Here is a 22,803-nt window from a genome sequence, read left to right as displayed (position 1 = left end):
GTAACAATCGGTTATTACTAATAACTTTTAATTTCTATGCCGGCAAACACGGCAGATCCTTTTAGTGTGAGTATTTTACTATCGTTATCCATGTTAATTGTATTGAACTTTCTTTTATCATCTACACCATGAAATACACCATCCATCTCATTTTGTACTTTCCAGTTTTGCGGAACAATTAGTTTTACGCCACTGAAAACGGCTTCAATTTGTAAACAAGCAGCAGTTTGAATGTTAGCTTGTGTACAATCTATTTCTACACCACCAAAAACACTATTGATTTTTCCCCCTAAAAAATTTTTGGAAATTACAGTATGCTGTATGCCACTAAAAATGGAATTAATATTGATGGCATCATCTTCATTAATTTGAACATTGGCAGGGCTGTTTACAGCATTAGTATTTTGGTAATCTTGTTGCCATTTTTTTTTGCAACCTGAATTGTTTCTTTTGGGTTTTAAAATAAAAAATATACCTGCTAATATTAAAAATGTTGGCCAAAAATATTGGTGAAAGGCAGCAAAGGCAAACTCCTGTTCAACCAAGAAAAAGCTGCCGATTGCAATAAGGATTAGCCATCCAAAATTTTGAAACCGATTTTTTATGCCAATTAAAATGCCAATTACAATGAGTAGCATTTGCCAGGAGAAAACCCATACTGGTATGGGATAGCCCATTTTATAAGCTAACAATAATAGCCCACCGACAATTAAAATTAAACCGGTGAATAATCTGCCATTGCTTCTGTTTTGTGAAGGACTCATATATTCTTGATTTAAACAACACAAAACTATGCTGGCCTTTTACTGTGGACAATGGTTGTTAGGCAGACGGCAAATATTGGGCGGTGAGTGACCGAAATAAGGCGGCGAAATTTTAACAGGGTATGAAAAATTTTGGAATCGCACTAAATTTGGGCATGCATATTTTTACAAAATACCTGAAATGGGGGCTGTTTTTGCTATTACTATGGGCTTGTAATAATCCCTCTCAACAGGGTGTTGTAACCGGGTCTTCTGCAAATACAAGTTTCAGCGCACCCTCTCAATTTAATCCTCATCCAAAATATATTCGATATTCAAGGCATGCCCGCTGCCGTATGGAATGTAGGCATATTACCGAGCAGGAAATTGCTGAAATAATTGCGCTTGGGAAAATTGATTACCGGAAAAGTAATTTGCAGGCTGATAATTGCCATAAACGCTATGCTTTAGAAGGAATAACAGCGGAAAATCAATATTTGCGTGTTATAGTGGCTGAATGTAATGATGTATTAACAGTAATAACTTGTATTGATTTGCGCACTGAATGGCCTTGTAGTTGTAATTAACGGTGTTGTATTTGTTTTAATGAAGCATTTCATGCATCTACCTGCCACTGATGATCACAATCTTTGTAGACAACTTTTCCTGACCTGTAACCTGATCTCGTATCAATACCAGATAAATGCCACTGGCTACTTTTTCGCCCTTATAATTTAAACCATTCCAAACAGCTTGTCCTCCCAAGGCTTGTGTTTGATAAACCAATCGCCCAGATAAGTCGGCAATTTTTACTAAGGCATTTTCTGCCACACCACTAATAGCAATAGTGCCGGTATAACCGGGTGGAACGGGATTGGGGAACACCAATACACTATCGTTGGTACTACTACCTTCAGTAGCAGTACCCCGGTAACTCATAATGCCGGTAAAAGTGCTGATGAATACTTCACCGGTGGTGGGTTCTATGCTAATTTTTTGCACATTGTTATCGGGTAACGGAGAGTTATTGACGGTAAAGTGTTGAATAATTTTATCGCCTTCTGCTGAAACCAGCCATGCGCCATTGTTGGTACCTACCCATTTTCTATTTGCTCCATCCACCGCAATACATTGTACTTGTTGGCCTTGAAATAAATATCCTGCAAATTGGTCTTGTTGAATAATGGGCCATACAGCATCACAAGGTTGTTGGAAATAATTGGCAGCGCATTGCACAACCCCTATGCCATTATCGGTACCTACCCATATAAATCCATTTTTATCTTTTGCTAAGCAGTAAACATTGTTGCTGGGAAGATTTCCCTTTCCTACGCCGGATTGCAACATTCGCCATTGGTCGTCATTGGTAGCGGTAATGCTGTTGCCATAATTGTAACAAATGAGTCCATTGTTTTTAGGACTAACAATCCAAAGTTGATTTACATCATCTATTACTATTTGGCTAACGGCATTTTCTGTTAAGCTAAAAGGGATAGCAAAGGCATTGAAGCTGCCATTATTTTGAAGTACTTGTAAATTTTGCGGTGCACCGTAATTGGCAATCCATAAATTATTGTTGGCATCAAAAGCTAAGCCACTAACACGATAACTGGTGGGGTCGCCAATAGCTGATTGTAGGGTAGAGTTACTTTGTTTAAAAATTTGAATGTTGTTGTTATTAATATGCACCAAGCCACCTCCGTAACTTCCTGCCCAAATGCTGCCATCTCTTTTGTCGGCAGCCAAAGTAATAAAATCAAGCGTACTATCTAAAATAGATGTATTAAAAGCGCCAATATCGCTCCAGGAACCATCCTGTAAAATATAAATACCGTTTCTGTTGTATTGGTAATTCCAAGCGGCATTTACGCTGCCGGCTGCAACATATAAAGTTTGATTATTAAAAACCATATCGCCACTGGCAGGTCCTAAAGGCCCATTGGGTATATATCGTTGATAGCTATTATTGTTGAATGCAGAAAGTCCTCCATAATAATCTGCAATCCAGGTGGTATTGTTTACCATAATTGCATCTTTCGGAAAGGATATAACGTTAGGAACAGCAATGGTATTAATAATGGTAGCAGTATTATTTAATGTTATTACCCTACTATTGCCGGTTGCTGTTCGTTGACACACTAATAAGTTATTGCCTGCAGGTTCAATTTTAGTAATAGGCCAATTGGAATCGTTATACCATAATGACCAATTGTTATTTTGTAAAACATAAATACTGTTTTGAATTTGTGCGTACAACGTATTGTTGGCCGTTATTACATTATTAACCGGTAAGGCAGGAAGTCCATTGGTGCCGCTGATATTGTTCCAATTGCTGTAATTGGCTAAGTTTAGCCCAATAGCCGGTGCTGTTTTTAACCCTTCATCCGTAGCAGCATAAAATTGTTGATTGAATAATAAACATGCGTTAATGTTTACTTGATTTCCATTGCTGCCAATAATCCAAGTGTCTTTAATATCATAGCTTTGCAAATTGGCCACTATAATGCCCAATCCTGAGGAAAGATAGGCTAACCCTGCATTGCAGAATATACTGTTAATGCTTTTATTGCCACTAATATTGCTTCTTAAAATATCGCTGATATTGGTAACGATACTGCCTTTAAGTACATCTACATTGCTGTTATTATAGGCAATAACCAATTGTTGCGTTGTATTATCCCATCCAATAGTGCTAACACCTACATCATTCAGTCCTGTAACCTTGCTGTAACGTTCAACATTCTGTTCTGCATCAATACTAAAAACATTATTTTGAGTGGCGCAATACAGTTTATTTCCCTGTACAACCGTTGTGGTGTTTTGATAGTTAAAGTGTTCGCGCCAATAACCAATGGGTTGTAAATTACTTTGTGCTGTAATAGCAGTAGCTATAGCAAATAAGCTGTAAACAAGGAAACTTAAGTGTAAAAAATATTTAAAATATTGCCGCATGGCGTTAAAGCTAAGTAAGGTTATAAGTTTTCTTTCTGAATGTAACGTTGAATTGTAGTATAATTCACCAGCCACAAAATTAACAGAAACAATAATGCTGTTGCCAATGTGTAAATAGAAAGTGTAGGGTTAATAAACATGTAAAGCTTTTGCAAACGTAAAGCCACAAGGTATTGGATAATTGCTACAATAATTAAAGTGCCAATAATAATCAATACATTGGGGGGAAAAAATCGGCGCATTAAAAATTTTCTTAACTGTTTAGGGGCCGCACCTAAAGTTACAAGCAATTGTATTTCCTCTTTACACGAAGCAATGGTTAATTGAATAAATAAGGAAAAAATGAGTAAGGCAAACAACAATAAAATACCTCCGGTTACGCCACTAATTTGTACAACAACATTTACAATTTGACGGTATTTGCTAAAGCGTGTTTTGTCGGCATCAGTAGTAAGTTGATGGTCTTTTAAGTATTGCACCAAAGCGGGATTGCCCGGGTCTTTTGTACGAATAACTACTCTTGAAGGTTGCGCATTATTAAGTGTACCATAATGGTTGTTGGCCCATTCCATAAATGATTCCGGTACCAATAATGAAGTAATTCTATCGCTAAAGCCTACTACTTTTCCTTTTAAAGAAACAACCCCATTCGGCGTTTGTATATTCACTTTAAAAATGATCATTTTCACAATTTCCTGTGTGAGTTGCGGCAAATTCTGCGATAGTGAAAACTGAAAATTATAAAAGTCCAGAAATAGGTTAGGCGCTATCATGGGAACAATATCATTGCCGGGTTGCCATTGCCATTGTGTGCTATCCACATCAATAAAAGCAGCAGGCACACTTTCAAATGAGATGTCGGTATAAAATGGGAATTGGCTACTGAAACTTTCAATAGATGCTTTAAATCTGCTGGGGGTTAAAATGCCCACTGCATCCACAAAAGGCTGTTTTTTTAAATCATCAATAGCTGTGGTAGGTAATGTAGTGTTGCCATAATTGGCATTGGTTAATTGTTTGTTTATCACCAAAAAATTGGCAATACTGTCTTGATTGCTTTTGCTGTGTAATAAGTCGTTATAATTAGCCTGTAATTGAACAGCTGAAAGTATTAACAGCAAGGCAACGGAAAGTCCTATGATAGCTAAAATCAGCCGTAATCTTCCTGAAGCGGTTTTAATAATTTTTTTCAATATATTATTCCAGGCCTGCACTTATAACACTAAATTTTGGTGGTAAGTAAAATAATTATCATCATCTAAATCGGTTAATATAAATCCTGCATTTCTTTTATTGCATTCTTCCGTAATCAATGCTGCTGCTTTTCGGGTATTTTCCTGGTCAAGATGACTGAAGGGTTCATCCATCAACAGCCATTCAAAAGGTTGCATTAATGCCCGAATAATGGCAATGCGTTGTTGTTCACCATAACTGCAAATGCCTACCCGTTGGTGTAATATTTTACTAATGCCCAATTGTTCAGCCATTTCTGTAATGGTAGATACAGGATATATGGGTTGTTGCATAACCCTTTTTAGTTCAATATTTTCCCAGGCAGTTAAGTTGGGAAATAAACGTAAATCCTGAAAAACAATGCTTATTTTTTGTTGGCGATGTTGTGCTAGCTGAGCAGGTGTAAAATTTTGCAAATCAGTATCCCCCCAAAAAATGTTGCCTTCATAGTCATTACGTAAATGGTATAAAAAATGAATGAAGGTAGTTTTGCCGGTGCCGCTGGCGGCTTTTATCTTCACCCTTGTTCCGGGTAAAAAAGTAATTCCCTTCAACCAAATATCACTTTGCCTATTTAATAAATTGGGCTTTAGGGGTATGGGCACCACTTGCTGAATTTGTAACTGCATTGCATTAATGGTTCAAATTATAAACTACCAAGGCGTGAGGAAAACGGAACATTAAAAATAGATTCCGGATTACCTTTCCCATCTTGCTTGCGTGCTGCTCTGTTCTTTTGCATTTGATCGGAAATGTAAGGGAATAATTGCAGCATGCTTACCAAACTATTTTGCGATTCATTTTGCATGCGTAATACAAAATTGCTTGAAGTATTGGTGCCATTAAATGGTTCTGATTTTATAACGATGTCTTTGAAGGTATGATGAATCAATTGATTTGAACTGCTACTGTCGGTTGCAAATTCATCAATTATTTTTCCGATATCGCTGTACATGAATGTATTAGTATTTTGCATTTGTTGCAAAATATTGTCACTCAAAGGTGCAGGCGCATTGTTGTTATTATAAGCAACCAGCAATGCAGTATCGTTGGTAATAATCATGTTTTTATTATTTGCAAAAAGTATTAAATGCATATCTCGCATCAACTTGCCCGATTGGTAAGTGTCTTTTTCTTTTGTTATGAATCCCATTTCGGCAATTTTATCCATAATGCTATGAAAACTACTGTCATTACCAATGGCCATGTTCAACAAATATTTACCCCATTGATTATTATTTTGTGCATAGTTTTTAGGGTTAATATCAGATATTACCAATGCCATATCACCTGAAAAGGCATTGTAAACAGCATCCGATGGAATGCCTGATTTGTCTAAAAATCCATTCACCAACGGTGCTACATCTAATTGCTGTAAAATACCATTAATAATTTTCGGATTAAATGCCATGAGCATGGCAAAATCAATATTTTTTGAGGGATAATGTTCTATGAGTTTTGTATTAACCTTGCCGCTTTTATAAGCTTGTAAAATAGCCTTCATTAATTTATTGGGATAGAAATTGGTATTAGCTGCTACTTTACCTTTTTCAAAATTAAAAGTACCGGTAGTAATATTGTTGTTCAACAATTCAGCTAATTTAGGCAACTGCAGCATGCCCATATTTAATGTGCTAAGTGCATTTGTGCTATTTGTATAAAAATATCCGTCAGCCGATTGTTTGAATAAATCCTTCACTAACGGTACTACACTTATGGATGCACTATTGCTTTCCGTATAATAGCGATTTACTTCTTTTTTCAATTCATCAACCTGGCTAATGTTATCTGTTTCATTTACCCGCATAATGCTATCGGGAAATAAGCCTCTGGGTTGTTCGGTATAATCTTGCATGGTAAGGATGGCATTTTCCTTGTTCCATGAAATAATGCCTTTGCCATCCATTTGTATAAAGGCATATTCCTTTTCTTTATGAATATCGCGGCCCTTTAAATAATCAATTTGTGTTAAATAGGCTCTTAGTTTACTGCTGTCATTTATGCCAATAATCATGCTTAAAAAGTTGCTGTATGATTTGTTGGCATATACCTTAGTGGTCTTAAAAATCATTACCCTATTGGTAAAATTAATACCGGCCTTTTGTAATAGCTGGTACTGATGTACTAATTCACTATTGCCTGTATCTTTTTTTATGAGTTGTTGTATCACAGAATCTATGGAAATACCTGCGGTAGTTAGTTTGGTATTTATTTGATCATTATTAATACAAATTACGGTAGATGCATCATTAGGAATGAGGCGTAATTCTTTGGGCATTTTAGAGGAACAGGCTGCGAGCATACAAATGCCTGCCAATAAAATACCATAATAAAAAGGTTTGCGTTGCATGGAAGTATTTTTAGCAGTGGTTGATGGAAGTATTTAAATCATAATTTCCATAAATGTAAACAATTTATCTTATTACTGTATGGCCTTGTACAATACTTCCTGAATATTAGGCCGTATGTGCAGGTTAAACAGCAAGTTATTATTTCGTGTAGGGTCAACATGGTTACTCAGAAAAATGTACACCAAGTTGTATTGTGGGTCAACCCATACACAGGTGCCTGTAAAGCCGGTGTGGCCAAAAGTTAGCGGTGAAGCACTTTTGCAAGGATACGGATCTTTGGAATTGGCATTGTTTTTTTCCGGTTTGTCAAATCCTAATCCGCGACGACTGATATTGCTGTTATAGGCGGTAAATTCATTCACAACCTTTTCCGATAAATATCGCTTCCCATTCATGGTACCTTTATTCAACAGCATTTGGTACAATTGGGCTAAATCATACGCATTGCTGAATAAACCGGCATGCCCTGCTACGCCACCCAGCATTGCAGCACCTTCATCATGCACATCGCCCCACATTTGCTGGTTCCGAAAATGTGTTTCTATTTCTGTAGGAGCAATTTGGTCTAAAGGAATTTTTTTGCGAGGTGAAAATGTAGTTGATATCATTTTCAAAGGTTCATAAAACTGTTCACTCACATATTCATTAAGGGGTTTTCCGGTAACTGCTTCCACCACTTTTGCCAACAGAATAAAGTCATTGTCACTGTACACATAATGCCCATGTGGCAACAACTTGCTTTTCATAATACGTTGCATAATGGTATCATCCCAATCATTTCTCAGATAAATATTTTCTGCTACCCTTATTTGGTGTTGCGCATCTTTTTGTGTAGCAAAATATTGAGGTAAAGGCTTACCCGTTATGGAATCAATGGTTTCTTTATAAAAACTAATAAATGGTACTAAGCCGGCCTGATGTAATAATATATCTTTCAATACCAAACCTGCTTTATTGGTGCCTTTTGCCTGGGGTAAATAATCGCCTAAAGTTTTTTGAATGTCAATTTTTCCTTCGTCTACTAATTTCATAATAGCTACGGTGGTAGCTGAAATTTTAGTTACTGAGGCCAAATCATACACTGTTTGTAAGGTTACAGGAATTTGCTCATCCGGATTTAAATAACCAAATGCTTTATGGTATACTATTTTGCCGTTTCTAGCAGCTAATACTTCACAACCGGGATAGGCGCCTTTGTCTACGCCTTCTTGTGCAATACTATCAATTTGTAATAAAGTGGTGGCATTCATTCCTGCTAATTCCGGATTTGTTTTTGGAAACCAGCTGTTATACTGCAAACCGGTACCGTAAGGTAAATTTGTGCAAACCGAAACAGGTAATGTTCCCTTTGCCGTTAAACTATCAGTCAACCATTTGTAAACAGCCATTTGGGTATCATGGGTATCTTCATTAGCAGAAACTAAATTGGTTGCGCTGCATACATTGCTAATTGCATAAGGATTACCAAATGTAATGATGATGGCGTTCGGTAATTGCTGCAATTGTTGCAGTAAATAAACCGATGGAGCATCAATACCAAAATTATTGGCAGGGCGGCGACTATAATTGTGCAAACCAACCAACACTAAATCATATTGATTGGCTGTAATAGTTTGCAATAAACGATTGGCGGTAGCAGAGTCCGATTGAGTAAACGGTTCCCGGCTATTCAGATTATCCATTACCTCATTACCCATTTTTGCTTTATTGGCAAAACTATATATATGGGTGTTATAACTATTTTGTAATTGTTGTGCAATAAACGGTATGCCATTAGCGCCAATAGAAACATAAGCAATTTTTTTTGTTGCGTTTACCGGAAGTAATGAATGATTGTTGAATGAAACTGCTGTAATGGCTTGTTGGGCTAAAGTTTCGTTTAGTTGCGCAGTTTTGCTATTTAAATCATTTACTAAATTGGTAGTATCAATAGGCGTAAATTTCGCCAAGCCCATGTTGTATTTAACCAATAACACTTTTTTCACTCTTGCATTAATATCGTCCCAACTTAGTTTCTTGTCTTTAATGGCTTGTAAAATTAATTGAATGCTGCCCGGCACATCGCCCGGAAGGCACAACATATCATTACCTGCAATTAATGATTGCAGTGCAGCTTGTCCCGCAGGGAAAAATTTAGCAATACCCTGCATTTCCAATGCATCGGTAAAAGTAATACCCTTGAAGCCAAGTTCATTTTTCAATAAACCTGTTACTGCATTTTTTGATATTGAGGTGGCAAGGTGTTCAGTGGTATCAATAGCAGGAACAAATAAATGCCCCATCATAACACTTCCCACTCCTGCTTTTATCAAGGCTTTAAATGGGTAAAGCTCTAATGAATCTAACTGAGCCATGCTTTTATTAATAACGGGTAGGTCTTTGTGTGAGTCGACAGCTACATCCCCATGTCCAGGAAAATGTTTCGCACAAGCCATAATATTTTCGCTTTGCATGCCCTGCATAATGGCGGTACCGTATAATGCTACTTTGTATTTATCTTCTCCAAAACTTCTATCGTTAATCACCGGGTTTTGTGGATTATTATTAATATCCACTACAGGTGCATAATTAACCTGAATGCCCATGCGTTTGCATTGTTCTCCAATAGCTTTTCCTACTGTATACATTAAAGGTGCATTATCGCTAATGGCGCCCAACAATAATTGTCGTGGAAAAGATATTACACTATCTAAGCGCATGCCCAGTCCCCATTCACCATCAATACAAATCATTAATGGTGTTTTTGCAATACTTTGATAGTAATTGGTTAATAAGGCTTGTCTTACAGGCCCACCCTGAAAAAAACATAAACCCCCTACATGGTATTGTTGCACCAATTGTGTAACAGCTTGTATGTGTTCTGCCCCTAAATTACTATGGGCCCGTACAATCATTAGTTGGGCAATGCGGTCGGCTTTGCTCATTTTTTTAAAAGTATGGTTTACCCATTTATCAGCCGCTTTTGAATGTTTATAAAAGTCTTGTGCCTGAATCGTTTTCGTGGAAAATATCAGTGCACTCAATAGCATACATAAATAACCTGCAAAGCGTAGTGATTTTGAGTGCTGTGTGTTGAATTGTTGATTGCCGGATAATAAAAAAGCATTGAAAGGCTTCATAATGAAAGTTATTTTGTTGAAACATTTAGGCATAAGTTCACCGATTGAATGTGGTTAGGTGTTATGTGGTGCTGATTGGCCTAATTACCAATAGGTACAGCACAAATTAAGAAAAACGCGCAAAAAGCCGAATTTTTTTGCAGGAATATACAGGAGTGGTAAAAAAAACGCTATACCTAAAGGGCATAGCGTTAGGGGAAGATTGATAATGAAGTATTAAAATTCATTCGAAGCCTCGGTAGATTCTGTATCGTCAGGCAGTTCAAACGGAATATCGTTTTGTTTGATAATGCCGTACCAACGCACCATTTTTTTCATGTCGCTGGCATAAACACGGTCAAAATCCATTTCAGGATATACTTTTTTAAAATAATCTTTAATGGCTTTTGGGTCTTTTTCTGAAGGAATGACTTCACTGCTTTTATCCATCGCTTTAAACACATCAACCAGGTTCACATTTTCGCGAATGGTGAATATTTCAATGCTTTCAATGTGTGAAAATTGGTGTTTACGGCTGCTTACAAATTTGGTGGTATTGTCTTCCAATGAGCGAACAATGGCACCATCGGTTTTACTGCCCACCAACTCATAAAGACCGCTCATGCCCGAAATAGCAATTAACTTTCTATATTCCATACTTCCATTTTTATTGGCTGCAAAGTAAAGGGAAAGATGCAAAAACAATGATAAACATTTTTTATAAGCGTATCAGCTATCGGGAAAACTGCAGCTATTCAATAATTGCTAAACCAATAACAAGCCTTACCCACCGCATTGAATTGAGGAGATATAATTACTGTAAATATGGCAGCAGGCAAATTTGATATTTCTCCCTATCAACAGCGTTGCGCAACGCTGTTGACTCGAAGCAGTCTCGAAGCAGCCTCGAGTAAGGTACCAAGTAGATTTCATTAAAAGTGTGCCAAGTTGGCGGGGTTATGAGGTAGTGTTTAGAAAACTGTGTAAAGGGTCTAGACAGTCGAAGAATAAAAGATAATTAGAGATTTATTAACCAAAAACTGGGTATCTTTCAAGAGCAAAAGCATCAAAAAAGTCAAACTGTTTTTGAAAATCTATCCAGTTTATAAGGGGGTGATACAGTTGTAACTGTTGCGGGTTACCAATTTAGCAAAAACACCCGCCGGACCATTGCCCTTTCCTCAGCGTAGTTTATCAACATCAAAATAATAAAACGCAGTAGGCGTAAGGCTTAGCCTACGCCTTCTTTTTAGTAGCCTTCAGCTACCACCAACCATATTCTCGCAATAATCAACATTTTTTCAAAACCTCACCACCGCCATTATATCTTTTAGAAAGTTAGAACTCTTGGTAGTCATCCAAATTGGAAGTTGCAATTTTCGATCTTCAGTTTTTTAAACTTTATATTTACGCAATCAAAAAATTACAATGGCAAAGAAAGAATTACAGGTATTAGTGGCAGAACAAAAAATACTAAATAGGATTTATGTTATCCGAAATCAGAAAGTAATGTTAGACGAAGATTTAGCAGAAATGTACGGTGTTGAAACAAGACGTCTGAATGAGCAGGTAAAACGCAATAGCAAGAGGTTTCCGAAGGATTTTATGTTTAGCCTAACTAAAAAGGAGTATGAAAACTTGAAGTCGCAAAATGCGACATCAAATTGGGGTGGAAGAAGAAAACTGCCCAAAGCTTTTACAGAACAGGGAGTAGCCATGTTGTCGAGTGTTTTAAACAGCAATGTCGCAATAGAAGTAAACATTAGGATAATAAGGGTATTTACAAAACTTAGGGAATACGCTTTAACACATAAAGAGATACTGCTACAATTATCCAAACTAGAAAAAGAGGTAAAGGGGAACAGCAAAGACATTGAAAATATTTTTATGGTATTGAAGGAGTTAATTGAAAAACAAAATAATCATGTACCAAGAAGGAGAATAGGATTTATAAAAGAAAAAGACGAAGAATAAGCTACACACTAAACATCCCTCACCTCCGCGTAGTTTGTCCAACATAAAAATTTTCTCTCTGTATTGGCTGCGCCTACACTGTACATTTTTAGCATGCAGCTACTAATAACAATATCCATCCAATAATCACCCACCCCTCAAAACCCCGCCACCAGCAGCACATGCTTTAAAAATTTAGAACTGTGGGTAGGCAGTCCGTTGGAAGCTTTCCAAAGGCAACCTTGTAAAAGGTTCCTTTTTATTTTGTGCTGTAAAGCCTTGCAGTTGGACAATAGTGGCGAAGAGGGTATTGATACTGACGGTTCAAACTGTGTTATTTTTCTTATTGTACATCATTCCTTCGGCAAACAGTAGGTATTGTAATTTCTTTTCTTAATATATTGATGAAACCCAAAGTTGGCTTTGATTTTCTGAAAGTATAAGCATATAAAAAATATTACATTAAAATAAGTAAAAGAGGTTTAATCCTGAATTTTTTTCTGACTGCTTCAAAAACTGTAATTTCATGCTATGCAAACAAAGCCTGTTGTTCCATTGTTTGTTTCATTCCTAACCTCATTAAATGGTACTTGCTTATGAAAAAGCTATCTTTCCTCACATTTTTTTTGTTTCTTATGCATATTGTAGCGCATGCACAGGTAGTAATGCCTCCGGAAGGTTCACCTTTAGAGGGCAGATGGGATATGGTATTGCATTTAAACGGTAAGGCATTGCCTTCCTGGTTAGGCGTTTATCATTCCGGCTTGAAAACATTGGTTGGCCAATTTGTAGGCCCCGGTGGTAGTGCTCGCCCTATTTCGGAAGTGTTTTTCGACAACAATAAAATGCATTTTGCTATTCCGCCCCAATGGGAAGCAGCAACCAAATATTTAAGTATTGAAGGTACCTTACAGGGGGATAGTTTGGTTGGAACCGGCGTAAGCAGTGAGGGCGAAAATTTTACGTGGACTGCACATAGAGCTCCTCGCTTGCATCGCAATAAGCCGGTGGTTTGGGGCGAACCTATTCGCTTATTCAATGGCAAAGATTTAACCGGATGGCATGCCATGGGGCCCAACCAATGGGTGGTTGAAAATGGTGTGTTGAAAAGCCCGCATTCAGGCGCTAACCTGGTAAGCGATAAAAAATTTCAAGATTTTAAACTGCACGTTGAATTCAAATATCCGGCAGAAAGTAATAGTGGGGTGTATTTGCGCGGCCGATATGAAGTACAGATTATAGACAGCAAGGGCAAAGAGCCCGCCGTTGGATTATTCAGTGCTATTTACGGATTTATTGCACCCAGTGAAATGGTAGCTAAATCGCCCGGTGAATGGCAGTCGTTTGATATTACTTTAGTTGGCAGAATGGTTACGGTAGTTGCCAATGGTGTTAAAGTAATTTGTAACCGTGAAATACCCGGTATTACCGGTGGTGCATTGGATAGTGATGAGGCAGCCCCAGGGCCTATTTATTTTCAAGGTGATCATGGGCCTATAGAATTTCGGAATATTGTGATTACACCGGCGAATTAGTAAGTAAAGAGAAGTGGTGGCACTATATTGTAATTATCATTTTATTATATGTTATTAAAACTTCTATTGATGCAAAAAAACAGCATCATGGCATTTGCCGCTATAATGTTATTAATGGTGCTTCACGTCAATGCACAGCCTTTACATAAATCAATCTTATTAGCGCTTTCAAAAACCAATCATACACTGGCTATAGTAAACCCTGTTACCTTAAAAGTTATTACGCAAATTCCGGTGGGTATTGATCCGCATGAGGTGATTGCCTCTTCCGATGGTAAAAAAGCATTTGTGTCAATTTATGGCGGGGGTACTTTACATACATTGAATGTAATTGATTTGGTGGCGCAAAAACCTTTGCCCGATATAGACACCAAACCATTATTAGGCCCACATGGACTAACCTTTGCAAATGGTGCACTCTGGTTTACTGCAGAGGGATCAAAATGTGTGGGACAATATAATCCTGCTAACCAGCAATTCGACTGGGTAATGGGTACCGGACAGGACAGAACCCACATGTTATATGTTACACCCAATGGCAAAGAAGTGTATACCACTAATGTTGCTTCCGGTACGGTGAGTATTTTATCAGAAACGATGTTTACACCCTTTCCCGGTGCCTCGGCACATAAAGATTGGGCGCAAACCATTATACCTACTGCAAAAGGAGTGGAAGGAATGGATGTATCGCCCAATGGGAAAGAATTATGGACGGCTTCTGCAGAAAATGGAAATATTTATATTATTCATCTTAAAACTAAAAAAGTAACAGCCATTATTGATGCAAAGATTACAGGTGCGAACCGATTGAAATTTACACCCGATGGCACAATGGTTTTTATATCAAGCCTTAAAACAGGCGATTTAGCAATTTATGATGCCAATACCCATCAGGAAATAAAAAGATTATCACTTGGTCATGGTGCAGCCGGAATATTAATGGATCCTGATTGTAAACGCGCTTTTGTAGCCTGTTCTAACGATAATTATATTGCGGTGATTGATCTTAAAAAATTAACGGTGATCCAGCATCTGGAGGTAGGTGGAATGCCGGATGGGTTAGCCTGGGCAAATCAATAATAACATTTTATAATTGCATGCGGGGTAACTAAAAGATGCTGTGCAACCCTCAAAACTTCTATTTTCCACTAACTTTAGTGCATTGTATTCATTTATCGCTATAGCCATGACGCATCATGCCACACCGCCAAACACTTTAAAGCAGGAAATTGTAAATAGCATTATTCATGGCTTTGGTATTATTTTCGGTATTGTAAGCATTCCTATATTAATTGTATTAGCATTTAAAAGTAACCATACACCCGGTGTAATAGGTGCGGCTATTTATGGTTTTTGTTTTTTGCAACTTTTCACATTTTCTACCCTATACCATGGCTTTCAAAATTTACAAATAAAAAGGGTACTGGAAATATTAGACCATATTAGTATTTATTTTCTGATTGCAGGCACTTATACGCCCTTTTTGTTAATCTACCTGCACAATACGTTTGGTATTAGTGTACTGGTAACACTATGGAGCCTGACTGCCCTTGGTATTATATTCAAAATTTTTTTTACAGGAAAATGGAATATCCTTTCTACGTTTATTTATATTGGAATGGGTTGTATTTTATTAGTAGGAGGGAATACTTTTTTTATTACCATTCCTATGCCTGTAATGACCATGATTGTAATTGGTGGTGTGCTTTACTTAATAGGTGTAGTATTTTATTTGTGGAATAAATATCCCTATAACCACGCTATCTGGCATTTTTTTGTATTAGTTGCTGCCGTTTGTCATTATGTAGCTATATTATTAGCTGTGTAATTTGTAATTTCATAGGATTGTTTTCCTTACCACACCTTTTTATATGTATTTCATGAAAAAGCTAAAAGGCAGGTGTTTATTGATTTTATTTTTTGTAATGATTTGTCAAATAGCCTTTCCAAAGCAAAACCATACACCATTAACCATTCGGAATTTGTATGGCAACTTTTATGTTTATATTACCTATGGTAACGTAGATGGATTGCTGTATCCGGCCAATGGCATGTATGTGGTTTCCAAAAAAGGGGTGGTATTGCTTGATACACCATGGGATACTGCCCAATTGCAACCTTTATTAGATTCTATATGGAAACGGCATCATCAACGGGTGGTGCTTTGTATAGCAACACATTTTCATGCCGATAGAACTATTGGCTTGCCTTATTATGCTTCTAAGGGTATTAAAACCTATAGTTCTCAACAAACAAAAAACTTGTGTATCAAAAAAAAGGAAGGTATAGCTGAATATACTTTTACAAAGGATACTGTTTTTACGGTAGGTAATGTACAGTTGCAAACATATTATCCCGGCCCCGGGCATAGTGCCGATAATATTGTAGTATGGTTTCCAAAAGAAAAAATATTGTATGGGGGCTGTTTTATTAAAAGCGTTGCAACCAATGATATTGGTAATTTATCAGATGCTAACGTGCCTGAATGGCGATTGGCCATTCAAAAAACCATGCAACGTTTTGCGGGGGCTACTTTTGTTATTCCCGGCCATTTAGATGGGTATAGTCCTCAAAATATAGAACATACCGCCCATTTGGTAGATAATTATTTGCAACAAAATCATTAACATGAAACTGCATACATTTATTTTCATTTTTTTTGTCATTATTATTACCACTTTATTTTCTTCATCATTTGCTCAAACACCTGCTGCAGTGCATGAAATACCTATTGTTTTGCAAACGGCATCCGGATCCATTGAAGGTACCTTAATGCTTCCGGAAAAAAGCACACCTATACCTGTAGTCTTAATTATAGCCGGTTCCGGGCCTACAGATAGAAATGGAAATAATCCCACTATGCACAATGGCAGCCTACGAATGTTGGCCGATAGTTTGGCTAATAATGGCATTGCTAGTGTACGATACGATAAACGTGGAGTGGGAGCCAGTGCTGCGGCTTTAAAGGCAGAAAAAGATATTCGTTTTAACAATTATGTAAATGATGCTATTGGCTGGTTACAATTACTACAAAAGGATAACCGTTTCAATAAAATAATTGTTATTGGTCATAGTGAAGGGTCGCTTATTGGTATGTTAGCTGCGAAGCATAACGCGAATGCCTTTGTGTCGATTGCAGGAGCCGGTATGCCTGCGGCTGATATTTTAAAAACACAATTGGCTACACAACCTGAACCGTTTAAACAAATAATTGATGCTGATATAGATACCTTACAACGGGGCGATACCTTACGTTATGTGAATCCATTGTTGTATAGTTTGTTTCGCCCTTCGGTACAGCCTTATTTAATTTCGTGGTTTCAATACAATCCTGCAAAAGCTATTGCTGCATTGAAGGATATGCCTGTTTGCATTATTCAAGGTACGGCCGATATACAAATTTCAGAAGCCGATGCAAAATTATTAGCACAAGCCGACCCTGCTGCCCAATTGGTTATTATACCCGGAATGAATCATATTTTTAAGCATGTAAATGGCGATAGGAATGCCAATATTGCTACTTATAATAATCCGAATCTCCCAATTAACACCCAATTAGTGAAAACCGTTGTAGCATTTATACATGCATTGGAATAGTTTTAATAATTGTTGTTACTATTAATGTAACACAAGGGTGCTTTCCATATTTTCTAACGCAATACCTTTTGTTTCCGGCATCATTTTCCAAACGTACAAAAGTTGCAATACCATCATAAAGGCAAAGAAGCCAAAAATAAGGGTACCTGAAACCGTAGCTGCAAAAAATGGAAATACCTGTGCAACCAAGGCTGCAAAAAACCAATGGGTTAAACAGCCAAACGAAGTACCGCTGGCACGTATGGCATTGGGAAATAACTCAGATAAAAATACCCATATTACCGCACCTTGGCCTACAGCATGCGCCGCTATAAACATGAATACATAATAAACAATCATGCTATGGTTAGTGCTATTAAAAGCAATGGCAATTAAGGATAAAGATATAATGTACCCGAAGGAGCCGATAAACATTAGCGTACGTCGGCCAAACTTATCAATCAACGACCAGCCGATAATAGTAAAAATTAAGTTCACTACACCAATACCTACAGTTGAAAATAATGCAGCACTGCGGCCTATGCCTGCCATTTCAAAAACTTTAGGAGCAAAATAAATAATGGCATTGATGCCGGAAAGCTGGTTAAAAAAAGCAATAAGAAATGCCAATATTAGCAGGCGAAGATGCTTTTTTTGAAAAAGCCTTTCTGTATTGGAACTAACCGATTGTTTAATACGTTCAATTAAATGATCGGTATTGTCTTCCGTAAGGGCCAATACTTTTCTGGCTGCAGCATCATCTTTTTTATACAATACCAACCAGCGTGGAGTTTCCGGGGTAAATATCATTAGAATAGAAAATGCCGCAGAAGGAATGGCAACAACGCCCAGCATCCAACGCCAATCATTTTTGCCATCAAAACCTTGTAATAGGTAATTAGAAAAATAGGCAATTAATATACCCGCTACCACATTTAATTGAAAGGATATCACCATTCTACCCCTGTATTTTGGTGGGGCAATTTCTGAAATGTACACCGGTGCAACTACCGAAGAGGCGCCAATACTTAATCCGCTAATAAAACGGAATAGCATAAATGCATATACGTTAGTTGAAACGGCGGCTCCAATAGAGGTAAGTAAAAATAAAACACCAATCCAAAACAGTGTTTTCTTTCTGCCTATTTTATTGGCAGGTATATTGCCAAAGGCTGCACCAAATGCAGTACCATATAAAGCCATAGCTATTGCCGTACCATGCATCCAATTACTCAGTTGCCAAAGTTGTTGTATGGCTTGTTCTGCTCCGGATATAACAGCTACATCCATACCAAACAGTAAACCGCCCAAGCCAACGGTAATTGACCATAAAACTAATTTTTTATTCATACGGCATTTTTAGTTGTTGCTCAAAAAAAAGAAAGGGTTGCAAATGAGTGGGTGTGAACTTTCATCACCCTTGTCTAATGTAATTAAGAAAAGGCAGATGGCAAAAAATTGCTGAATTGACACCTGTAAACCCTATTATTTTTATTACATCCTGTGTTTTGATAGCAAGATAAATTGTTCCGCAATTAAAAATATGGAATCCAAAATACTACCTACTGCATTGGTCTATTTCATTTTTGTAGCTTATTTCTTAGTTCATATTCCGTTGTTTAAATTAGTTTCTATGTGCAAGGCACCTGACAATATTTTGTGTATAGGGCAACGATTGGCTATATACAATAATCTTTCTTTTTGTTCAGCAGAAAGATTGCCGTTTAGCTGAATAGATCTTTCAAAAATGGTACCCTTTGTTGCATCTGCTTCAACTGTAATATTCACATTTACCTGAACACTATCTAATGGCCATTCTTTTCTATTGGCATACATACGTAAGGTAATAGCAGTGCAGGAAGCTAAACTTCCCAATAACAACTCATGTGGGTTCATTCCCTTTTGTGTTCCGCCTACTTCAATATGTTCATCGGCTATGAATATACCCGATGGCGTATCTAAAAGGGTTTGGTATTGTTCCTGATGAATAGTAGCAGTAACAGACATACATTACAATTTAGTACTTAAATGTACCAAAATAACCGAGTAATGGCATGATTAATTTCTTCAAATAAACGGCAATTTATAAGAAGCCTTTTTTTATGGCAGCATGAATTAGTGCTGCTGTATTTTTTACATTGAATTTTGTAAGGATGTTTTTTCGATGTGAATCAACTGTAGTGGTGCTAATAAATAAACGTTGTCCAATTTCCGGATTCGTTAATCCTTCCGCGATAAGTGCTAAAACTTCTTTTTCGCGAAGGGTTAATATTATTTCATCATTGGAATGATAACGTAATGTTTGAGCTACTTCAAAACTAAAATAAGATTTTCCTTTCATGGTAGTTTCAATGCAATCTAAAATTTCTTTAGTGGAAGCATTTTTTAATAAATAGCCGGAAGCACCATTTTCCATCATTTTTTTTATAAAGCTTTGTTGATTAAATGTGCTTAGGGCAACTATATTAATAGCGGGGTATTTTGTTTTTACCATCTTACATAACTCAATACCACTGGTATCCGGAAGGCTAATATCCATTAAAATAATATCGGGTTGTTGGTGTTGTAAAAAAGCCAGGCATGAATCTGCGTTCATAGCGTGCCCTATCCACTCAATGTTTTTTTCATTTTGTAGTAATGCATGAATGCCTTCAATTACCATATAATGGTCATCTACTATGAACAATTTTGTTATCATACATTAAGTTCAATGTGAACTGATGTGCCTTTTCCCGGTGCGGTTTGAATATCTACTTTCCCTTTTAAATAATCTACTCGGCTATATATATTATTCCATCCAATTCCTTTTGAAAATTGTTGTTTGTGCTCCGGCATGCCCTTGCCGTTATCTTCTACCGTAATATGTATAGTATTATCATCATCAGTAATTTGCACAATGGCTTGTTGTGCATTAGCATGTTTTAAAATGTTATTAATCAGCTCTTGTACAATTCGGTAAATATGTATGGCGGTTGTTTGTTCAAAAGTTTTATTCTTAATACCAATGCTTTGATATTTTAATTCAATGGCCCCCGTTTCGTTTGTTTGTTGGCATAAATCATGTAAAGCTGCATCTAATCCAAATTTAAGTAGTACTTCGGGCATCATGTTATGTGCAACCCTGCGCATTTCGTTGATAGAAGAATCAAGCATATCTAAACTACGTTCAAATGCTTGTTGGTTTTCGGGTGTCATTATCAAATTTTGTTTCATATGGCTCATAGTGTATTTGATACCCGATAGCATGCCTCCTAATCCATCATGTAAATCTTTGGCTAAACGGGTTCTTTCCTGTTCTTCACCTTTCAAAATTGCTTCTGTAGCGGCCAGTTGTTGTTGCGTTTCTAGTTCAATAATACGTTGTTGTTGTAGTGTTTGTTTGTGTTTGTGATTGCGATAGGTTAACGAACCAATAATAAATATGGTAATAGATGCTGCAATTAGAACATAATTCCAAATTTTATTTTGCTTCAATGCTAATTCATGAATTTTTTTTTCAGACTCTAATTGTGCAATTTGTAATTCTTTATTGGCATTTTGATATTTGGCTTCTAGATCAAATAAATAATTTTGATTTGAACGGGCTGCCAATGAATCCTTTAAAGTGGTATACTCTTTTAAATATTGATAAGCAGCAGGAATGTTGCCTAATTTTTCTTCTACTATTACCATATTTTCTAAACCATATTGTTTAATTTGATCTAATCCAAATTGTTGCGCTAGGCTAATGGATTGTGTTAAATAGTATTTGGCTTCATTATAGTTTTCTTTTTGTAGATAGTCGAAGCCTATATCTTCTGTAATACTAGTAATTTCATATTGATTGCGAATTTTCTGCATTAATGTCAATGCCTTTTTTTTGTTTTCAATAGAAGAATCAAACATTTGTTTTCCTTCCGAAAAATATTTACCCAATAAATGGTGCGCTTTTCCTTCTGCATAGTAATGTTGAAGTGAATGTGCTAATGCAATATTTCTTCTTAAAGGTGTAAGTACAGTATCGAAATTTTTTAAAGCGATATGAATGGACATTTCCTGGTTAATGGCAATGACCAATTTAGTTTTATCATTTAATTTTTCTGCACCTTTTATGGCTTCTTTACTATAATATAGTGCTTTATTATTGTCATTTAAGAAGCTATAAATAGTGGCTAAATTTAAACAGGGGAAAAAGGTCAATCCTTCTTCATTGATAGAGTTAAAGATTTTTATCGCTTCTAAATATTGCATAGTGGCGGAGTCATATAATTGACGTTGATGATAAATAACTCCATAATTGTGGGTTAATAGGCCTTTTTGTTTAATAAAAGTAGGTTGGGTTGAATTTTTAATTAAAGCAAATGCTTTATCATAAAAATATTTGCCACTATCTAATTGGGCTTTGTCAATATATAATACACCTCTTAATCTTCTGGCAATTATTAATCCTAATCTATAATTTAATTGTTGCGCTAATTGAATAGATTTCCACGATATTTCTTCTGCTTTGTCATGATTTTGAAATTGCAGTAATCCAATCAGTTCATTTAATTTGTTCACTTTTGCGGTATCATTAGGCATGCGTTGTATTTGTTGCATTATGCTATCGGCACTGATAGTTTGCCCCTTCAGGTTTATATGCATAGCAGCAACAAATAATATAAAATACAATAGCCTTTTGTACGACATTAATTGATGATTGTCTTAACAAATTAACCATTTTATCGATAATCCACTATTCCCCCTTTCAGGTGATTTTTGATTGATTTAATGAATATCCCAGTTTTAAGGGATAGGTTTTAGGATATAATTTTTTCATTTTTACACTTGCTGTTTAGTCAGTTTTATTCAATTGTGCATTTAACCTATTACAGTGTATGAAACAATTAAAATGCTTATTCCTACTGCTGGTGATGTTTGTTCCCTTTTTAATGCAGGCACAAACAAAATCTTTGGCTCCCCAAAAAGAAGGTATAATGGAGCAATTATTGTTAAAAGTTGCTTTGCCTTATCGTATTATAAATGATAGCGTAGCAGTTATTCCATACAGTGGAAGCAGTATTCCGGATTATCAAATTGTTATTCAGCGCGTAAGTGATTTATGCATTATCTATACCAATTTATCTGAAGTACAATCTTTTAAAGATGATTCACTTGTAATGCACCACTTGTTACAGCAGGCTGATCATTTTGACTTGATTAAAATAGGAATGGATCAGCATAATGATGTATATATCCGTTCTGATGCATTCATTGATTTGTTGAATAGTAAGTATATGGAACGTTTGATTCGTCAGGTGGCTAATGTTGCCAATATTGTTGCGGGTGAGATTGCACAACTACAAACAAATGCTTTGAAATAATTTTTAAATCAGTAATAAAT

At 36.5% G+C, this 22,803-nt stretch carries 19 protein-coding genes; 8 read left to right on the top strand and 11 right to left on the bottom strand.

Annotated elements, in window-relative coordinates; all coding sequences use genetic code 11:
* Nucleotides 1–17: 17 nt before the first annotated feature.
* Nucleotides 18–764 carry a LiaF transmembrane domain-containing protein gene (locus ACP5P5_RS11040; protein WP_428286170.1) on the bottom strand — a complete coding sequence of 249 codons (747 nt, stop codon included), beginning with the start codon at nt 762–764 and terminating at the stop codon, nt 18–20.
* Between the two features lie 155 nt (nt 765–919).
* On the opposite strand from ACP5P5_RS11040, the gene ACP5P5_RS11035 reads away from it, so the two are divergent.
* On the top strand, nt 920–1,330 hold the full coding sequence (locus ACP5P5_RS11035; RefSeq protein WP_428286169.1) for a DUF4258 domain-containing protein: 411 nt from the start codon (nt 920–922) through the stop codon (nt 1,328–1,330).
* Nucleotides 1,331–1,367: 37 nt separating this feature from the next.
* Here ACP5P5_RS11035 and ACP5P5_RS11030 read toward each other — a convergent pair whose 3' ends face one another.
* The 6 genes from ACP5P5_RS11030 to ACP5P5_RS11005 form a co-directional block, all read right to left on the bottom strand.
* Entirely contained in the window at nt 1,368–3,695 is a 2,328-nt protein-coding gene (locus ACP5P5_RS11030) for a two-component regulator propeller domain-containing protein (RefSeq protein WP_428286168.1), read from the bottom strand.
* A 20-nt stretch (nt 3,696–3,715) separates the two neighbouring features.
* On the bottom strand, nt 3,716–4,888 hold the full coding sequence (locus ACP5P5_RS11025) for a hypothetical protein (protein ID WP_428286167.1): 1,173 nt from the start codon (nt 4,886–4,888) through the stop codon (nt 3,716–3,718).
* Between the two features lie 21 nt (nt 4,889–4,909).
* The gene (locus ACP5P5_RS11020) at nt 4,910–5,557 is read right to left on the bottom strand and encodes an ATP-binding cassette domain-containing protein (RefSeq protein WP_428286166.1); all 648 of its coding nucleotides are present in this window, start codon (nt 5,555–5,557) and stop codon (nt 4,910–4,912) included.
* A gap of 17 nt (nt 5,558–5,574) precedes the next feature.
* On the bottom strand, nt 5,575–7,278 hold the full coding sequence (locus ACP5P5_RS11015) for a hypothetical protein (RefSeq protein ID WP_428286165.1): 1,704 nt from the start codon (nt 7,276–7,278) through the stop codon (nt 5,575–5,577).
* Nucleotides 7,279–7,350: 72 nt separating this feature from the next.
* Nucleotides 7,351–10,398, bottom strand: coding sequence for a glycoside hydrolase family 3 N-terminal domain-containing protein (locus ACP5P5_RS11010; protein WP_428286164.1), 3,048 nt, complete (start codon nt 10,396–10,398; stop codon nt 7,351–7,353).
* A gap of 216 nt (nt 10,399–10,614) precedes the next feature.
* On the bottom strand, nt 10,615–11,034 hold the full coding sequence (locus ACP5P5_RS11005) for a DUF5606 domain-containing protein (protein WP_428286163.1): 420 nt from the start codon (nt 11,032–11,034) through the stop codon (nt 10,615–10,617).
* A 771-nt stretch (nt 11,035–11,805) separates the two neighbouring features.
* Here ACP5P5_RS11005 and ACP5P5_RS11000 point away from each other — a divergent pair.
* From ACP5P5_RS11000 to ACP5P5_RS10975, 6 genes are all read left to right on the top strand, one after another.
* A complete protein-coding gene (locus ACP5P5_RS11000; RefSeq protein WP_428286162.1) occupies nt 11,806–12,351 on the top strand; it encodes an ORF6N domain-containing protein in 546 nt (181 codons plus the stop codon).
* A 614-nt stretch (nt 12,352–12,965) separates the two neighbouring features.
* The gene (locus tag ACP5P5_RS10995; RefSeq protein ID WP_428286161.1) at nt 12,966–13,865 is read left to right on the top strand and encodes a 3-keto-disaccharide hydrolase; all 900 of its coding nucleotides are present in this window, start codon (nt 12,966–12,968) and stop codon (nt 13,863–13,865) included.
* Nucleotides 13,866–13,952: 87 nt separating this feature from the next.
* Nucleotides 13,953–14,945, top strand: a complete 993-nt coding sequence (locus ACP5P5_RS10990; protein WP_428286160.1) for a YncE family protein — start codon at nt 13,953–13,955, stop codon at nt 14,943–14,945.
* Nucleotides 14,946–14,985: 40 nt separating this feature from the next.
* Nucleotides 14,986–15,693, top strand: coding sequence for a PAQR family membrane homeostasis protein TrhA (gene trhA, locus ACP5P5_RS10985; protein WP_428286159.1), 708 nt, complete (start codon nt 14,986–14,988; stop codon nt 15,691–15,693).
* A gap of 52 nt (nt 15,694–15,745) precedes the next feature.
* Nucleotides 15,746–16,492, top strand: a complete 747-nt coding sequence (gene bla, locus ACP5P5_RS10980; protein WP_428286158.1) for a BlaB/IND/MUS family subclass B1 metallo-beta-lactamase — start codon at nt 15,746–15,748, stop codon at nt 16,490–16,492.
* A gap of 1 nt (nt 16,493) precedes the next feature.
* Complete coding sequence (locus ACP5P5_RS10975) at nt 16,494–17,462, top strand: alpha/beta hydrolase (RefSeq protein ID WP_428286157.1); 969 nt, start codon at nt 16,494–16,496, stop codon at nt 17,460–17,462.
* 21 nt (nt 17,463–17,483) lie between these two features.
* Here ACP5P5_RS10975 and ACP5P5_RS10970 read toward each other — a convergent pair whose 3' ends face one another.
* The 4 genes from ACP5P5_RS10970 to ACP5P5_RS10955 all read right to left on the bottom strand — a co-directional run bounded on the left by ACP5P5_RS10970 (nt 17,484) and on the right by ACP5P5_RS10955 (nt 22,064).
* A complete protein-coding gene (locus tag ACP5P5_RS10970) occupies nt 17,484–18,791 on the bottom strand; it encodes a sugar porter family MFS transporter (protein WP_428286156.1) in 1,308 nt (435 codons plus the stop codon).
* A gap of 255 nt (nt 18,792–19,046) precedes the next feature.
* Nucleotides 19,047–19,448 carry an OsmC family protein gene (locus tag ACP5P5_RS10965; protein WP_428286155.1) on the bottom strand — a complete coding sequence of 134 codons (402 nt, stop codon included), beginning with the start codon at nt 19,446–19,448 and terminating at the stop codon, nt 19,047–19,049.
* A 76-nt stretch (nt 19,449–19,524) separates the two neighbouring features.
* Nucleotides 19,525–20,139 carry a response regulator gene (locus ACP5P5_RS10960; RefSeq protein WP_428286154.1) on the bottom strand — a complete coding sequence of 205 codons (615 nt, stop codon included), beginning with the start codon at nt 20,137–20,139 and terminating at the stop codon, nt 19,525–19,527.
* On the bottom strand, nt 20,136–22,064 hold the full coding sequence (locus tag ACP5P5_RS10955; RefSeq protein ID WP_428286153.1) for an ATP-binding protein: 1,929 nt from the start codon (nt 22,062–22,064) through the stop codon (nt 20,136–20,138). The genes ACP5P5_RS10960 and ACP5P5_RS10955 overlap by 4 nt, the downstream gene beginning before the upstream one ends.
* Nucleotides 22,065–22,297: 233 nt before the next feature.
* Here ACP5P5_RS10955 and ACP5P5_RS10950 point away from each other — a divergent pair, with 233 nt between their 5' ends.
* Entirely contained in the window at nt 22,298–22,783 is a 486-nt protein-coding gene (locus tag ACP5P5_RS10950) for a hypothetical protein (RefSeq protein ID WP_428286152.1), read from the top strand.
* Nucleotides 22,784–22,803: the final 20 nt, after the last annotated feature.

The sequence above is a fragment of the Hydrotalea sp. genome (assembly GCF_049968455.1).
In the GTDB taxonomy this organism is placed as follows: domain Bacteria; phylum Bacteroidota; class Bacteroidia; order Chitinophagales; family Chitinophagaceae; genus Hydrotalea.
Note: the sequence above shows the minus strand (reverse complement) of the source record. Positions and strands in the feature narration are given on the sequence as shown.

Excerpts from the sequence above, each read along its gene's own strand:
- ACP5P5_RS11040 (WP_428286170.1), bottom strand. The coding sequence starts at position 764 with ATGAGTCCTTCACAAAACAGAAGCAATGGCAGATTATTCACCGGTTTA.
- ACP5P5_RS11035 (WP_428286169.1), top strand. The coding sequence starts at position 920 with ATGCATATTTTTACAAAATACCTGAAATGGGGGCTGTTTTTGCTATTA.
- ACP5P5_RS11030 (WP_428286168.1), bottom strand. The coding sequence starts at position 3,695 with ATGCGGCAATATTTTAAATATTTTTTACACTTAAGTTTCCTTGTTTAC.
- ACP5P5_RS11020 (WP_428286166.1), bottom strand. The coding sequence starts at position 5,557 with ATGCAGTTACAAATTCAGCAAGTGGTGCCCATACCCCTAAAGCCCAAT.
- ACP5P5_RS11015 (WP_428286165.1), bottom strand. The coding sequence starts at position 7,278 with ATGCAACGCAAACCTTTTTATTATGGTATTTTATTGGCAGGCATTTGT.
- ACP5P5_RS11010 (WP_428286164.1), bottom strand. The coding sequence starts at position 10,398 with ATGAAGCCTTTCAATGCTTTTTTATTATCCGGCAATCAACAATTCAAC.
- ACP5P5_RS11005 (WP_428286163.1), bottom strand. The coding sequence starts at position 11,034 with ATGGAATATAGAAAGTTAATTGCTATTTCGGGCATGAGCGGTCTTTAT.
- ACP5P5_RS11000 (WP_428286162.1), top strand. The coding sequence starts at position 11,806 with ATGGCAAAGAAAGAATTACAGGTATTAGTGGCAGAACAAAAAATACTA.
- ACP5P5_RS10995 (WP_428286161.1), top strand. The coding sequence starts at position 12,966 with ATGCATATTGTAGCGCATGCACAGGTAGTAATGCCTCCGGAAGGTTCA.
- ACP5P5_RS10990 (WP_428286160.1), top strand. The coding sequence starts at position 13,953 with ATGGCATTTGCCGCTATAATGTTATTAATGGTGCTTCACGTCAATGCA.
- bla (WP_428286158.1), top strand. The coding sequence starts at position 15,746 with ATGAAAAAGCTAAAAGGCAGGTGTTTATTGATTTTATTTTTTGTAATG.
- ACP5P5_RS10975 (WP_428286157.1), top strand. The coding sequence starts at position 16,494 with ATGAAACTGCATACATTTATTTTCATTTTTTTTGTCATTATTATTACC.
- ACP5P5_RS10970 (WP_428286156.1), bottom strand. The coding sequence starts at position 18,791 with ATGAATAAAAAATTAGTTTTATGGTCAATTACCGTTGGCTTGGGCGGT.
- ACP5P5_RS10965 (WP_428286155.1), bottom strand. The coding sequence starts at position 19,448 with ATGTCTGTTACTGCTACTATTCATCAGGAACAATACCAAACCCTTTTA.
- ACP5P5_RS10960 (WP_428286154.1), bottom strand. The coding sequence starts at position 20,139 with ATGATAACAAAATTGTTCATAGTAGATGACCATTATATGGTAATTGAA.
- ACP5P5_RS10955 (WP_428286153.1), bottom strand. The coding sequence starts at position 22,064 with ATGCATATAAACCTGAAGGGGCAAACTATCAGTGCCGATAGCATAATG.
- ACP5P5_RS10950 (WP_428286152.1), top strand. The coding sequence starts at position 22,298 with ATGAAACAATTAAAATGCTTATTCCTACTGCTGGTGATGTTTGTTCCC.